The organism is Actimicrobium sp. CCI2.3 (assembly GCF_035019065.1).
Lineage (GTDB): Bacteria > Pseudomonadota > Gammaproteobacteria > Burkholderiales > Burkholderiaceae_D > Actimicrobium.
On record NZ_JASJWR010000012.1, the window covers coordinates 62,539 to 75,670 of the forward strand.

The following is a 13,132-nucleotide window of genomic DNA, read 5'->3' on the forward strand; positions in this document are numbered from 1 at the left end:
GACTGGTCGCAACACCTAAACTGTCCCGGAATCGAATGCCCGGAAATGAGCAGCATTGCAGGGACTCCGGAGCTAGTGCACACTGCGCCTCGGCTCTGATACAGACTTCGCGGCTGCCTTACTACCTTCGAATTCCATTTCTCTTACTGCGGTACTTTTCATGCCATCCAGACACAAAAACAAAACCTTCGCCACCCTGTTGGCCACCGTGACCGGCGGCATTGGTTTGCACCGCTTCTATCTGCGCGGCCCAGCCGATAAATGGGGCTGGGTACACCTGGCGAGCATTCCGGTCACGCTACTGGTGCTTTGGCTAGGCATTGGCCAGCACGGATTGTTCCAGGCTGCAGCACTGGTGCTATCGGTTCTGATCGGCTGTCTGGAAGCACTGGTACTGGGATTAATCCCGGATGACAAATGGGACCAGCAATTCAATCCGGACTCAGGCAAGCAGAGCGCCTCGCGCTGGTGGCTGGCATTGCTGCTGGTGATCACGCTGGCAGTCGGTGCGACCGGCCTGATCGCGACGTTGGCACGCGGCTTCGACCTGCTCTTCACCGGTGGCGCATTCGGCTGAATGCCACCACCGGCGGGGCTGGTCAGAACTGATCTACGGGCAGCGCCATGACTCCGGCGCTTCCCTCGACGATCGCTGCGCGATAGCCGCTCGCCTGGGCCAGAAAATGATCAGCAAAGAAACGCGCGGTACCAATCTTGGCATGGTAAAAATTCGCATCACCTTCACCAGCCTGCAACTTTTTCTCCGCAATCAAAGCGGCACGGGCCATTTGCCAACCGCCAAAAACGATACCGGCCAGTTTCAGATACAACACACTGCCGGAAAAAACACCTTTGATGTCCGACTTCGCGTTCGCCGCGATGTAACTGACCACGTCTTCCAGTGCCTGGGCCGCATCGTTTAGCCGGACCCGGATTGCCGCCAGATCGGCCGAGTCTGAACTGGCAAGGGCCTCTGCGCTGTGGCGCACCTGCGCAATGATGGCTTTGGCGTTGGCACCGCCATCGCGCACCGTCTTGCGCCCGATCAGGTCATTGGCCTGAATGGCGGTGGTGCCTTCGTAAATCGTCAGGATGCGGGCATCGCGATAATATTGCGCTGCGCCGGTTTCCTCGATGAAGCCCATGCCACCATGGATTTGCACGCCGGTCGACGCGACATCAATCGACAATTCGGTCGACCAGCCCTTGACGATCGGCACCATGAACTCATAGAACAGGTTGTTGGCTTTGCGTGTCGCCTCATCCGTATGGTGATGCGCGGCGTCATGCGCTGCGGCCGTCACATACGACAGTGCGCGCGACGCTTCGATCTGTGCACGCATCGTCATCAGCATGCGCCGTACATCAGGCTGATGAATAATCGCCACCGGGCCTGCCGAACCAGACAGATCGCGCGACTGCACGCGGTCCTTGGCGTAATGCACAGCTTTCTGATAGGCACGATCGGCTACGCCGATTCCCTGCATGCCGACGGCGAAACGCGCGGCATTCATCATCACGAACATGTATTCAAGGCCGCGATTTTCCTCACCAACCAGCGTACCGACGGCACCACCGTGATCACCGAATTGCAGCACCGCTGTCGGACTGGCCTTGATACCAAGCTTGTGCTCGATCGATACGCAGTACACATCGTTGCGCGCGCCGAGTGAACCGTCTGCGTTGACCAGGAACTTCGGCACCACGAACAGTGAAATACCTTTGATTCCCTCGGGCGCAGTGGGAGTGCGCGCCAGCACCAGATGGATAATATTCTCGGCCATGTCGTGCTCGCCGTAGGTGATATAGATCTTGGTACCGAACAACTTGAAAGATCCATCGTCCTGTGGCACTGCGCGTGAACGCACCATCGCCAGATCCGAACCGGCTTGCGGCTCGGTCAGATTCATCGTTCCTGTCCATTTACCGGAAATCAGATTACTCAGGTAGGTTGCTTTCTGCTCGTCCGAGCCGGCCGTCATCAATGCTTCAATCGCGCCATCCGTGAGCATCGGACACAGCGCGAACGACACATTGGCCGCATTCACCATTTCTATGCACGGTGTTGCTACCAGCTTGGGCAACCCCTGGCCACCAAATTCAGCCGGATGCTGCACGCCCTGCCAACCTGCCTCACCGAATGACTTGAACGCCTCCTTGAAGCCCTTCGTGGTCGTGACCTGACCGTCGTGCCAGAAGCTCGGAGACTTGTCGCCCTCCCAGTTCAATGGAGCAACCACTTCGCCGCAGAATCTGGCATTTTCTTCGAGAATGGCTTCAACCGTTTCCGGAGTCGCCTCTTCGCAACCTGGCAACGCATTCACCTCAGACAAACCGGCCAGCTCATTCATGACGAACAGCATGTCTTTCAATGGGGCGACGTAACTCATGTGGTACTCCCTTGAATAGGGGCAGGATACGCTACAGGCAGTGCACTCATCGGCCGCACGGCACCTGTCACGTTCCCGCCTTTTATAATTAAAAAAATTAACCCAGCTCGGTCACCAGCTGCGGCACGACGTCGAATAAATCCCCCACCAGACCATAGTCGGCAACCGAAAAAATCGGTGCTTCCGGATCCTTGTTGATGGCGACGATCGTCTTCGAATCCTTCATGCCGGCCAGATGCTGAATCGCGCCTGAAATTCCCACGGCGATATACAACTGCGGAGCGACAATTTTGCCGGTCTGACCAACTTGCCAGTCGTTCGGTACATAACCGGCATCCACTGCCGCACGGGACGCTCCCATGGCAGCGCCGAGACGGTCAGCCAGTGGCTCGAGAATTTTGAAGTTATCGCCGGAACCCAACCCGCGGCCGCCAGAGACGATGACCTTGGCAGCAGTCAACTCGGGCCGATCCGACTTGGCCAGCTCGCGCGACACGAAAGCCGACTTGCCGGAATCAGCGACGGCAACAAGGTTTTCGATGACTGCCGAGCCGCCGGCCGGCGCTGCATCAAAACCGGTGGTACGCACCGTGATCACCTTGATCGCATCGAGTGACTGCACGGTGGCAATCGCATTCCCGGCATAAATTGGTCGCTCGAACGTATCTGGCGCATCGACTTTGATAATCTCAGAGATCTGACCGACATCAAGCCGTGCTGCCACGCGTGGCGCAATGTTCTTGCCGTAGGCAGTTGCTGGCGCAAGGATATGGCTATAGGCCGATGCCAGTGCGAGCACTTGCTCGGCGATATTCTCAGCCAACCCGTCGCCAAAAGGCGCACCGTCAGCGACGAGGACTTTGGCAACACCAGCGATTTTTGCAGCGGCCTCGGCGGCAACGCCACAGTGGTGACCTGCAACCAGGACGTGGACATCACCGCCGCATAACAGAGCAGCTGCGATGGTGTTAAGAGTGCTTACTTTCAATGAAGCGTTGTCGTGTTCAGCAATGACAAGTGCGGCCATGATGGATTCCCGGTTGGATAGCAGCGGCGCAATGCGCCGGCGGCGTTGGATTATTGGATGACTTTGGCTTCGTTCTTCAGCTTCGCGACCAGCGTTGCCACATCGGGCACCTTGATGCCCGCAGAGCGTTTCGGCGGCTCGGATACTTTCAGCGTTTTCAGACGTGGCGCGACATCAACACCGAGGTCGTCCGGCTTGATAATTTCCAGCGTCTTTTTCTTTGCCTTCATGATGTTCGGCAAAGTCACATAACGTGGCTCGTTCAGGCGCAGGTCGGTGGTGATGATCGCCGGCAATGTCAACGACAGCGTTTCCAGTCCGCCATCAACTTCACGCGTCACGGCAACCTTGTCGCCATCCACCACGACTTTCGACGCGAACGTCGCTTGTGGCCAACCCAGCAACGCGGCAAGCATCTGACCAGTTTGGTTGCAGTCATCATCAATGGCTTGCTTGCCCAGGATGATCAGTTGCGGCTGTTCCTTGTCCGCCAGCGCCTTGATCAGTTTGGCCACTGCCAAGGGCTGCAGTTCGACATCCGTCTCGACCAGCACGGCGCGATCGGCACCGATGGCCATCGCCGTACGCAGCGTTTCCTGACATTGCACCACACCGCACGATACGACGACAACTTCTGTTGCCTTACCCGCCTCTTTGAGCCGCATGGCTTCTTCGACAGCAATTTCATCGAACGGATTCATGGACATTTTTACATTGGCGATATCCACGCCGGTGCCGTCGGACTTGACCCGCACCTTGACGTTGTAGTCCACCACACGCTTGACTGGAACCAGGATTTTCATAGGTCTGCCTTTAAGAAAGTCGAATTGACGTAAACGTAAACTGACTCGAATTATAAGAGAAAAATCAATATGACAGCAAAATTAAGCACGATCGTACTATTGTCAGATTTAAAAGATTCCCGTCTTTTTAGAATCGGGAATCAGGCTTTTGCTTTTGTGCTGCCGAAGCACGCGGGATAGACACCCATTTTGTAAAACAATGCCCTTACTTGCGCTTCATGAAAAATACAAATTCCTTGTTCTCGTCTGTCAGCGCCAGCAATTCGTTACCGGTTTGCTTGGCGAACGCCTGAAAATCACGAATTGAACCAGGGTCGGTTGCTGTCACCCGCAATACTTGACCGCTCGTCATGTCGGCGAGCGCTTTCTTTGTCTTGAGAATAGGCAGTGGACAATTGAGGCCGCGTGCATCAAGTTCTTTATGAAAATCCATGGCCTTGCTCATAAGGTTATTTTTACGTGGCAAATTCTACCGGAAAACTACCAAGCGTTGACGGAACACCAAGGTACCGCCACCACATCGACGTATCACGTACTTGCAGATCATCCCCAGCCGGTATCGATCAGTATCGGCCCGGGCATGTCCGCGCATCACACCTTGCCGTCGACCCAGCCGGGCACCGCTTGTAATGCAGCAAGAAGTCCACTTGGATCCGTCCCGCCGGCTTGTGCCATATCCGGCCGTCCGCCGCCTTTGCCGCCGACTTGCAATGCGACGAAATTAACCAGATCACCTGCCTTGATTCGCGACGTGGCATCGGCCGTCACGCCGGCGATCAGGCTGACCTTGCCATCGTTGACCGAAGCCAGAACGATCGCAGCGGTCTTCAGCTTGTCCTTGATTTTATCCATCGTGACGCGCAGTGCTGCCACATCGGCACCCGCCAGGACGGCTGCCAGCACCTTGATTCCCTTGACATCGACCGCTTGGCCCAACAACTCTTCACCCTGATTTGCTGCCAGCCGGGACTTCAGTGCAGACAAATCTTTTTCCAGCGAACGCACCTGGTCCTGAACTTGCACGATGCGCTGAGTGAGTTCTTCCGGTTGTACCTTGAGAATGGCCGAGGCGTCATGCATTTGCCGACTGAGTCCTTGCACCAGCGCCAGCGCCCCTTCTCCGGTCACTGCTTCAACCCGACGAATACCAGCGGCCACACCGCTTTCCGCGATGATCTTGAACAACCCGATATCACCCGTACGAGAGACATGGACACCACCGCACAGCTCTTTTGAGGAGCCGATACCAAGGACGCGGACTTCGTCGCCGTACTTTTCGCCGAACAGCGCCATCGCGCCAAATTTGACCGCATCGTCATAGGCCATCACGCGCGCTTCGGTAGCGACGTTGGCAAGAATTTCATGATTGACGATCAGTTCAACCTGGCGAATTTCTTCGGCTGTCAGTGCACCGTTGTGACTGAAATCAAAGCGGGTTTTGTCGGCATCAACCAGTGACCCTTTTTGCGCTACGTGAGCGCCCAGCACTTCACGAAGCGCCTTGTGCATCAGATGGGTTGCCGAGTGATTACGTATCGTGCGGCCACGGGCCACCGGATTAACACTGGCGGCAACCTGGTCACCCACGCTCAGCGAACCGCCGGCCAGCATGCCGTGGTGTCCGAACACCTCGGACTGAATTTTTAGCGTGTCAGCCACGTGGAATTGAACTGCCGCATTCGTGAGCAGCCCGGTGTCACCAACCTGCCCGCCCGATTCCGCATAAAACGGCGTGACATCGAGAACCACGATGCCGTCCTGACCCGCCGTCATGTGCGTCACTGCCGCGCCATTGACGTACAGGGCGACCACGCTTGCATGTTGCTCCAGCGCGTCGTAGCCAACAAAGCGGGTCTTGTCCCCGCTGTATTCCACTGCAACAGCCATCTTGAATTTGCCGGCAGCACGTGCCGTCGTGCGTTGCTGCTCCATTGCAACGTTGAAACCCGCTTCATCCAGTGCGACCTTGCGTTCGCGGCAGATATCCGCGGTCAGATCGAGCGGGAAACCAAAGGTGTCGTAGAGCGTGAAGGCAGTCTGACCATCGAGCTGAGTGGGCGTCGCAGCGAGGGCCGCTTCCAGGATTTTCATGCCGTGCTCAAGCGTTTCGCCGAAGCGTTCTTCTTCTTGCCGCAGCACTTGCTCGACACGCGTCGCTGCTTCGGTCAGCTCGGGATAAGCCTCACCCATCTCGATGACCAGATCCTTGACCAGCAGGTAGAAAAATGGTTTGGTCTGGCCCAACTTGTGACCATGGCGCAAGGCGCGACGAATAATCCGGCGCAGCACATAGCCATGTCCTTCGCTGCCAGGAATGATGCCGTCGACAATCAGGAAGGCGCAGGCGCGAATATGGTCGGCGATGACCTTGAGCGAGTTATCACCCAGGTCAGCGGTACCGGTTTCACGCGCCGCCGCCTTGATCAGATTCTGGAACAGATCGATCTCATAATTGCTGTGCACATGTTGCAGCACGGCCGCCAGACGCTCCATGCCCATGCCGGTATCGACGCATGGTTTTGGCAGGCGCGGCATGTTGCCTTGCTCGTCACGGTTGAACTGCATGAACACCAGATTCCAGATTTCAATGAAGCGGTCGCCGTCTTCTTCTGCACTGCCCGGCGGACCACCCCAGATGTCGGGACCATGGTCATAGAAAATTTCACTGCACGGACCGCAGGGACCGGTGTCGGCCATTTGCCAGAAATTGTCCGACGCGTAGCGCGCGCCCTTGTTGTCGCCGATACGGATGATGCGTTCGGTCGGAATGCCGATGTCATTGGCCCAGATGTCGTAGGCTTCGTCGTCTTCGTGATAGACCGTCACCCAGAGCTTTTCCTTGGGCAGCATGTACACGCCGGTCAGCAGTTCCCACGCATAGTGGATCGCATCACGCTTGAAGTAGTCACCGAAGCTGAAGTTACCAAGCATCTCGAAGAACGTATGGTGACGGGCTGTGTAACCGACATTTTCCAGGTCATTGTGCTTGCCGCCGGCGCGCACGCAGCGCTGCACGGAGGTTGCACGGGAATACGATCGCTGATCCGTACCGAGGAATACGTCCTTGAACTGCACCATGCCGCTGTTCGTCAGCAACATGGTGGGATCATTACCAGGAATCAGCGGACTGGAGCGCACGATCGTGTGCCCCTTGGATTCAAAAAATGTCAGGAACTTGGCGCGGATTTCGGTAGATTTCATGGTGTCGTCGTAAGGAAGAATGCGGTTCAGCGAGCGCCCGATTATACGTGATCCGTTCGGGCGCAATCCTTCCTGCAGAACCCTGTCAGGCAAAGTCCGGACCAATCAGGTCGATCCGATCGGTACAAAAGCCGTCAACACCCCAGTCCAGCAGTTCGCGTGCACGCTCGGCCGTATTCACGGTGTAGCAAAACAGACCAAAACCGGCCTTCGTGACGGCCGCAGCAGTGGTTGCCGTGAGATGAGTTTGGTCGACATGGAGTGCCACCGCGTTGAGCTCCAGCAGCTTCGCTTTCCAGTCTGCAGGAATATGTTCGACCAACCATCCACGAGGAATTTCAGGGGCCACAAGTTTGGCCGCCATCAATGCCTCGAACGAAAAAGAGGATAACAGGGGGATCGCCTGATCGGCCTCAAGCATGGCCAGCGTCATTGCCGCGACGGCCGTTCCGGTTGCTTGCTCGACACCATGGGCCGGTTTGATTTCGACATTCATCCAGATACGATGCCGCCGGCAAAATTGAATCACTCGCCGGTAGGTCGGAACCCGTTCTCCGATAAACGCCGGGCCGAACCAGCTGCCCGCATCCATCGTGGTCAGCAATGCTACATTTGTCGTTGGCACTGCACCGGCACCTGCGATAGTGCGACCAAACTGCTCGTCATGCATCAGAATCGGCACGCCATCCTGCGATAACATCACATCAAATTCGACCGCATGAAACCCGTGCGCCAACCCGCACTGCATTGCCGCCAAGGTATTTTCAGGACTGAGCGACCCGCCACCGCGGTGCGCGACAACGCGAGGAAACGGCCAAGTGATTTTCATCTGTATTCTCCGGTAATCGTCTCAAGTGTAATTGGTCTGTTGACCCTAACCTGACTTTCCGGAAGCGAGTTCGCCCATGTCAAACAATTCCATGCCTTCAGCCCTCTCCCATTTGCGCATTCTGGACCTGACGCGCGTTCTGGCCGGTCCGTGGTGCGGGCAAACTTTTGCCGATCTGGGTGCCGATGTCATCAAGATTGAACGGCCTGACAGTGGCGACGACACCCGTGCCTGGGGACCGCCTTACTTGCGCGATGCCGACGGCGAGGACACGACCGAAGCGGCGTACTATCTGGCGGCCAATCGAGGCAAACGTTCGGTGACGGTCGATATCACCACGGCAGAAGGACAGCAAATCATCCGGGAACTGGCAGCACAATCGGACGTCGTGCTGGAAAATTACAAGGTCGGCCAACTGGAAAAATATGGCCTGGACTACGCGTCCCTGAAACAGGTCAAGCCGGATCTGATCTATTGCTCGATCACCGGCTTCGGCCAGACCGGGCCGTACGCGCACCGCCCGGGTTACGACTTCATCATTCAGGGCATGGGCGGGTTCATGTCGGTCACGGGCGAACGCGACGCGTTGCCAGGCGGTGGGCCACAAAAAGCGGGAATCGCCATTACCGACCTGATGACCGGCATGTATGCCAGCGTCGCGGTACTGGCGGCCTTGAGTCACCGCGACCGCACCGGGGAAGGTCAGGCCATCGACCTCGCCTTGCTTGATGTGCAGGTCGCCATGATGGCCAACATGGGCACGAATTATCTGGCCAGCGGCAACATCCCGCAGCGCTGGGGCAATGCCCATCCAAACATCGTGCCCTACCAGACCTTCGCCACTTCCGATGGCCACCTGATCGTCGCGGCGGGCAATGACCGCCAATACCGAAAATTTGTCACCGCCGGCGACTGCCCCGGGCTCGCTGACGATCCGCGCTTCGCCACCAATCCGCTGCGCGTCCGGAACAGGGAAATCCTGGTGCCATTGCTGGCAGAGATGGTGATCAGGCGCACCAGGGAAGAATGGCTGACCTTGCTTGACCTCGCCGGCGTACCGTGCGGCCCGATCAATAATCTGCAAGAGGTCTTCGAGAACCCGCAAGTCGTTGCGCGCGGATTGCAAGTCGATTTGCCGCATCCTGCCGGAGCCAGCGCCAGACTGATCGGCAGTCCGATGCGGATGTCACAGACGCCCCCGGCCTATCGCTCTGCGCCACCCCTGCTGGGACAACACACGGACGAAGTGCTGGAGAACTTGCTCGGTTATTCGGAAACCTACCTGGCGCAATTACGCGAACGGCATGTGTTGTAGCTGGCGTTCACGCCATGCTAAGGTGCCTGTCCTGACACCTCGCTCATTGCCATCATGACAAAAACCCTTGGACTCGTTGCTCTGCTCATTTTTATTGTCCTGCCACTAGGATTGCTGGCCGTCGGACAACTGGGACTATTGAGCGGCAAGCGGCCTGAAGATCTTGGCTTGCACGGTGGAATGCTCAAGCCGCCGGTCCTGACCTCGTCGAACGTGGTGTCGAGTTATGCCAGGTTGCAGCCACACACCGACTATCACGTCATTGCGCCCATCCAGTACACGGGCGACGGCAAAGCAGCGTTCCGCAAGCTCGCAGGCCTCGTTGGGAAAATGGACGGTGTCTCGGTGATCACGTCCAATCCTGACTACTTGTATGCGCAATTCCAGACCCGGCTGCTCAAATTTGTCGACGACGTCGAATTTGTCCTCGACGAACCGGCTGGCGTGATTCAGATGCGCTCTGCTTCGCGACTCGGCATCAAGGATCTGGGCACTAATCGCCAGCGACTCGAGACCATCCGTCTGCGTTTTAACGCGCCGTAATTAGTTGGATTCCTTGATCAGTCGGCCGCCACCGATCTGGATCGGGCGCGCATTCATCGGATACAGCCGCGCAAAAATGGCCATCTGCTGTGCGGACAACTGAATCGGTTCTTTCATCACCAGCCACAATACCCCTTCGGTACACGGTGGCGAAGTGAGTGATCCCATATAGGTGTAGTACTCGCGCTGGACTGGCAACATCTGGTTCATGTCGATCGTCATCGATGGCGAGGTCGCCTCATTTTTTTCCAGCGGCAGGTTATTCCAGATCGTTTGCACCAACGGGCTGGTCGCCCCCTCGGTAATCATGGCGGCGATGACTGCCAGTTTGCCGTCCACGTCCTTGTGCACCAGGTGCACCACCATCGAAAAATTCCGGCCGTTGATACGCTCCTCCGAAGGCCGATGAAAATGGAACTGCACCAGCTCGTACATCTTCCCTGAGATGGTGATGGTGTTGCCCGCGCCCACGTTGACCTGGATGGTGTGACCACTATCGAGGACGCTGAAACGGGCTGGCTTGTAGTCAACATTGATCGGCTCCAGATCAACCCGGATACCGTCCCGAATATCGATCGGAGACTGGCGCTTGCCGCTCTCGCATTGCGACCAGGCCGGGTTGATTCGTCCCCAGCGCAGCGGGCCATTTTCACCCTCGTAATCCCAGTGTGATGAATGTGGCACCACGACTGCCTCTGCCACCGGAACGATCTTCGGTCGTGGCACAACCCGTGGTCGCTGCGCAGCCTGGCGCGCAGCAATATTGGCCCTTTCCAGGCGGGCGAGGCTTGCCTTCAGGCGCGCGCCCAGTTCCTCTTCGCGCTGCGCAGCGTCCCTCGCCAGCGTTCGCTCCGCAGCCGACATTGGTGGTTCCTTGATCACCGACGGCGGTTTGACAGGTTGATTTACCTCCTTGATGGCGGCACTGACGCTACCTGTTTTCGCACCGGAACCCACCACGGCAGCAGGCTTGGTAGCTGGCTCGGCCGGTTCATTAGCGTGAGCGAACCCGAGAAGCAACAAGCTACCGGACAACAATAAGACAGCACGCATGAGAAACCCGCAAAGTAAGAACGTAATCTTGTAACGACCAACCGACCAGTTACTTGAGCGCAATAGAAGCAGTGACCACAATAAAAAAGCACCCGAAGGTGCTTTTCTTGTGATGCAGTCATGATGGCGGCAGGCCGTAGCCTGCTACCAATCAGAACGTGTGACGAACACCAACGTTCAGAGCTTTGTCGCCTGAACCAGCCGATGTTGCATCGCCAACCGTGAAGCCGGCGTTGTTTGTATTCTTGATACGTGCATACGCCGAGTACAGGTTGGTACGCTTTGACAACGCATAGGTGTAACCCACTGCGTATTGATTGGCATCCAGGTTCGCCGACGACTTGTCGTTGCGACGGATGTATGAAGCCATCACAGCGCTGGCACCGAATGGAACCGTCACGCCAACCATTGCGCTGTCTGCATTGATCGTGGTGTCGTCTTTGGTCTTGCCGTAGCCGACTGCCAGGACCGCAACATTGAAGTTGTACGAGAAGGTACCTTGGGTGAACTTGGTGGTGCTGGTGTTGGTTGCGTTAGCAACGCGCTCATAAACCAGTTTGCTGATGATCGGGCCGTTGGAGTAACCAACCGAACCACCGATGGTGCGGCTTGCTGATGAATTGCCAGCAACTTCACCAAAACCGTAAATGGCTTCAGCAGTGATGCCGCCCATTGCTGGAGCAACATACTTCAGCGAATTGTTCACGCGGGTTGCGCCGGTGATGAACAGGTTGGTCGATGAACCCGCCAGGCCTGTGCCGAATGGATCAACTTCATCCAGGGCGGTAAACAGTGGGTTGTATTGACGACCCATTGACGCGGTACCGAAACCACCGTTCAGGCCAACGTAGGCTTGACGACCGAATGCCAGACCACCTTGACTGAAACCGCCGGTATCAGCATTGATACCTGTTTCCAGTTGGAACATGGCTTTCAAGCCGCTGCCCAGATCTTCGGTGCCCTTGAAACCAAGACGGCTGCCCGATTGGACGCCGTTCGCCAGTTTGGTGACGTTTCCAGCAGCGCCGCCCATTTCACGGGTAATGCCCATGTCGACGATACCGTATGTGGTGATTGAAGTTTGAGCTGACGCAACACCGGCAAAGGCGCCGAAAATTGCCAAAACGAGTAATGATTTTTTCATGATTGTTCCCTGGGGTTATTAACAGATGTTCGTCTAGAAAATAATCAGCAGTCACAATGACTGTTGATCAGCTTCTGACGAGCTTTTATTTACTGCTTATTTGCTGCTTATTTGCTGCTTGCTTGATGCTTGCTTGATGCTTGCTTGATGCTTGCTTGATGCTTGTTAGCTGCTTATTAATCGAAACTCTCAACAAGTTTGTGCCTGAGATGTCCTGCAAAATCGACTTGTCGGATTTTACATATTTCATTGCAGCGCGGCGAGATTGCAGATGCCGAAAGGTCGGCAAACCGGGTACAGAAACACCGCACGCTCATGAATTTAAGTTGGATAAAATTAATTATTCCAACCATAGTTCGGGATCAGGAAAGAACCCGGGATCAGGCAAACAAGAAAATCGGCTGCCAACCCATCCGGAAAATGCCTGCCGCAAACCGTCAAAGAGCTTAAAAATTAAATGTGGCCATAAGAGAAACGGGATTTACCCGCTGTTTTGGCAGTGTTCCCATGCCTTGCCTACACCGCAATAAATCCCGCTCCCGGATTGCACCGTATGGTTGATAAATCACCATTTTAAAAACTCTAAAATAATCACGCTTCAGATGATTTTTTGATGCGGATTTACAACACTTCTCGGTAAAAGTGATGCCGGCAAGAAAAAAGAAAGAATTTTTAGTGTCCTGAATAACTCGATTTAGAAAAAGTGAAGAAGCAGGCGACCCCGACTGCGCATTTGCTGTCCTCCCCGGCGCAGCAACCAGCCCGATGGCAGGCGATGTAATGTGAACCGAGCTACCTGCTACGGTAAAATGTTGAATCTTCACTAT

At 56.0% G+C, this 13,132-nt stretch carries 12 protein-coding genes; 3 read left to right on the plus strand and 9 right to left on the minus strand.

The features are described 5' to 3' along the window. Window positions 1–160: 160 nt before the first annotated feature. The gene (locus tag QN370_RS08835; protein ID WP_322126701.1) at window positions 161–577 is read left to right on the plus strand and encodes an NINE protein; all 417 of its coding nucleotides are present in this window, start codon (window positions 161–163) and stop codon (window positions 575–577) included. Between the two features lie 22 nt (window positions 578–599). Here QN370_RS08835 and QN370_RS08840 read toward each other — a convergent pair whose 3' ends face one another. The 6 genes from QN370_RS08840 to ugpQ form a co-directional block, all read right to left on the minus strand. Then, complete coding sequence (locus tag QN370_RS08840; RefSeq protein WP_322126700.1) at window positions 600–2,390, minus strand: acyl-CoA dehydrogenase; 1,791 nt, start codon at window positions 2,388–2,390, stop codon at window positions 600–602. A 97-nt stretch (window positions 2,391–2,487) separates the two neighbouring features. Beyond that, window positions 2,488–3,417 carry an electron transfer flavoprotein subunit alpha/FixB family protein gene (locus QN370_RS08845; RefSeq protein WP_322126699.1) on the minus strand — a complete coding sequence of 310 codons (930 nt, stop codon included), beginning with the start codon at window positions 3,415–3,417 and terminating at the stop codon, window positions 2,488–2,490. A gap of 50 nt (window positions 3,418–3,467) precedes the next feature. Beyond that, the gene (locus QN370_RS08850) at window positions 3,468–4,220 is read right to left on the minus strand and encodes an electron transfer flavoprotein subunit beta/FixA family protein (protein WP_322126698.1); all 753 of its coding nucleotides are present in this window, start codon (window positions 4,218–4,220) and stop codon (window positions 3,468–3,470) included. Window positions 4,221–4,425: 205 nt separating this feature from the next. Then, window positions 4,426–4,653, minus strand: a complete 228-nt coding sequence (locus QN370_RS08855) for a sulfurtransferase TusA family protein (RefSeq protein ID WP_322126697.1) — start codon at window positions 4,651–4,653, stop codon at window positions 4,426–4,428. A 158-nt stretch (window positions 4,654–4,811) separates the two neighbouring features. Next, complete coding sequence (gene alaS / locus QN370_RS08860) at window positions 4,812–7,421, minus strand: alanine--tRNA ligase (RefSeq protein WP_322126696.1); 2,610 nt, start codon at window positions 7,419–7,421, stop codon at window positions 4,812–4,814. An 85-nt stretch (window positions 7,422–7,506) separates the two neighbouring features. After that, window positions 7,507–8,250, minus strand: a complete 744-nt coding sequence (gene ugpQ / locus QN370_RS08865) for a glycerophosphodiester phosphodiesterase (RefSeq protein ID WP_322126695.1) — start codon at window positions 8,248–8,250, stop codon at window positions 7,507–7,509. A gap of 76 nt (window positions 8,251–8,326) precedes the next feature. Here ugpQ and QN370_RS08870 point away from each other — a divergent pair, with 76 nt between their 5' ends. Together QN370_RS08870 and QN370_RS08875 are read left to right on the plus strand one after the other, a co-directional pair. Next, window positions 8,327–9,565: a CaiB/BaiF CoA-transferase family protein gene (locus QN370_RS08870; protein ID WP_322126694.1), complete on the plus strand. Its 1,239-nt coding sequence runs from the start codon at window positions 8,327–8,329 to the stop codon at window positions 9,563–9,565. 54 nt (window positions 9,566–9,619) lie between these two features. Continuing rightward, window positions 9,620–10,108, plus strand: a complete 489-nt coding sequence (locus QN370_RS08875; RefSeq protein WP_322126693.1) for a DUF1499 domain-containing protein — start codon at window positions 9,620–9,622, stop codon at window positions 10,106–10,108. On the opposite strand, the gene QN370_RS08880 is transcribed toward QN370_RS08875, so the two are convergent. From QN370_RS08880 to QN370_RS08890, 3 genes are all read right to left on the minus strand, one after another. Then, window positions 10,109–11,161 carry a carbonic anhydrase family protein gene (locus QN370_RS08880; protein ID WP_322126692.1) on the minus strand — a complete coding sequence of 351 codons (1,053 nt, stop codon included), beginning with the start codon at window positions 11,159–11,161 and terminating at the stop codon, window positions 10,109–10,111. A 151-nt stretch (window positions 11,162–11,312) separates the two neighbouring features. Beyond that, complete coding sequence (locus tag QN370_RS08885; protein ID WP_322126691.1) at window positions 11,313–12,305, minus strand: porin; 993 nt, start codon at window positions 12,303–12,305, stop codon at window positions 11,313–11,315. A 446-nt stretch (window positions 12,306–12,751) separates the two neighbouring features. After that, complete coding sequence (locus tag QN370_RS08890) at window positions 12,752–13,129, minus strand: hypothetical protein (RefSeq protein ID WP_322126690.1); 378 nt, start codon at window positions 13,127–13,129, stop codon at window positions 12,752–12,754. Between the last annotated feature and the right edge of the window lie 3 nt (window positions 13,130–13,132).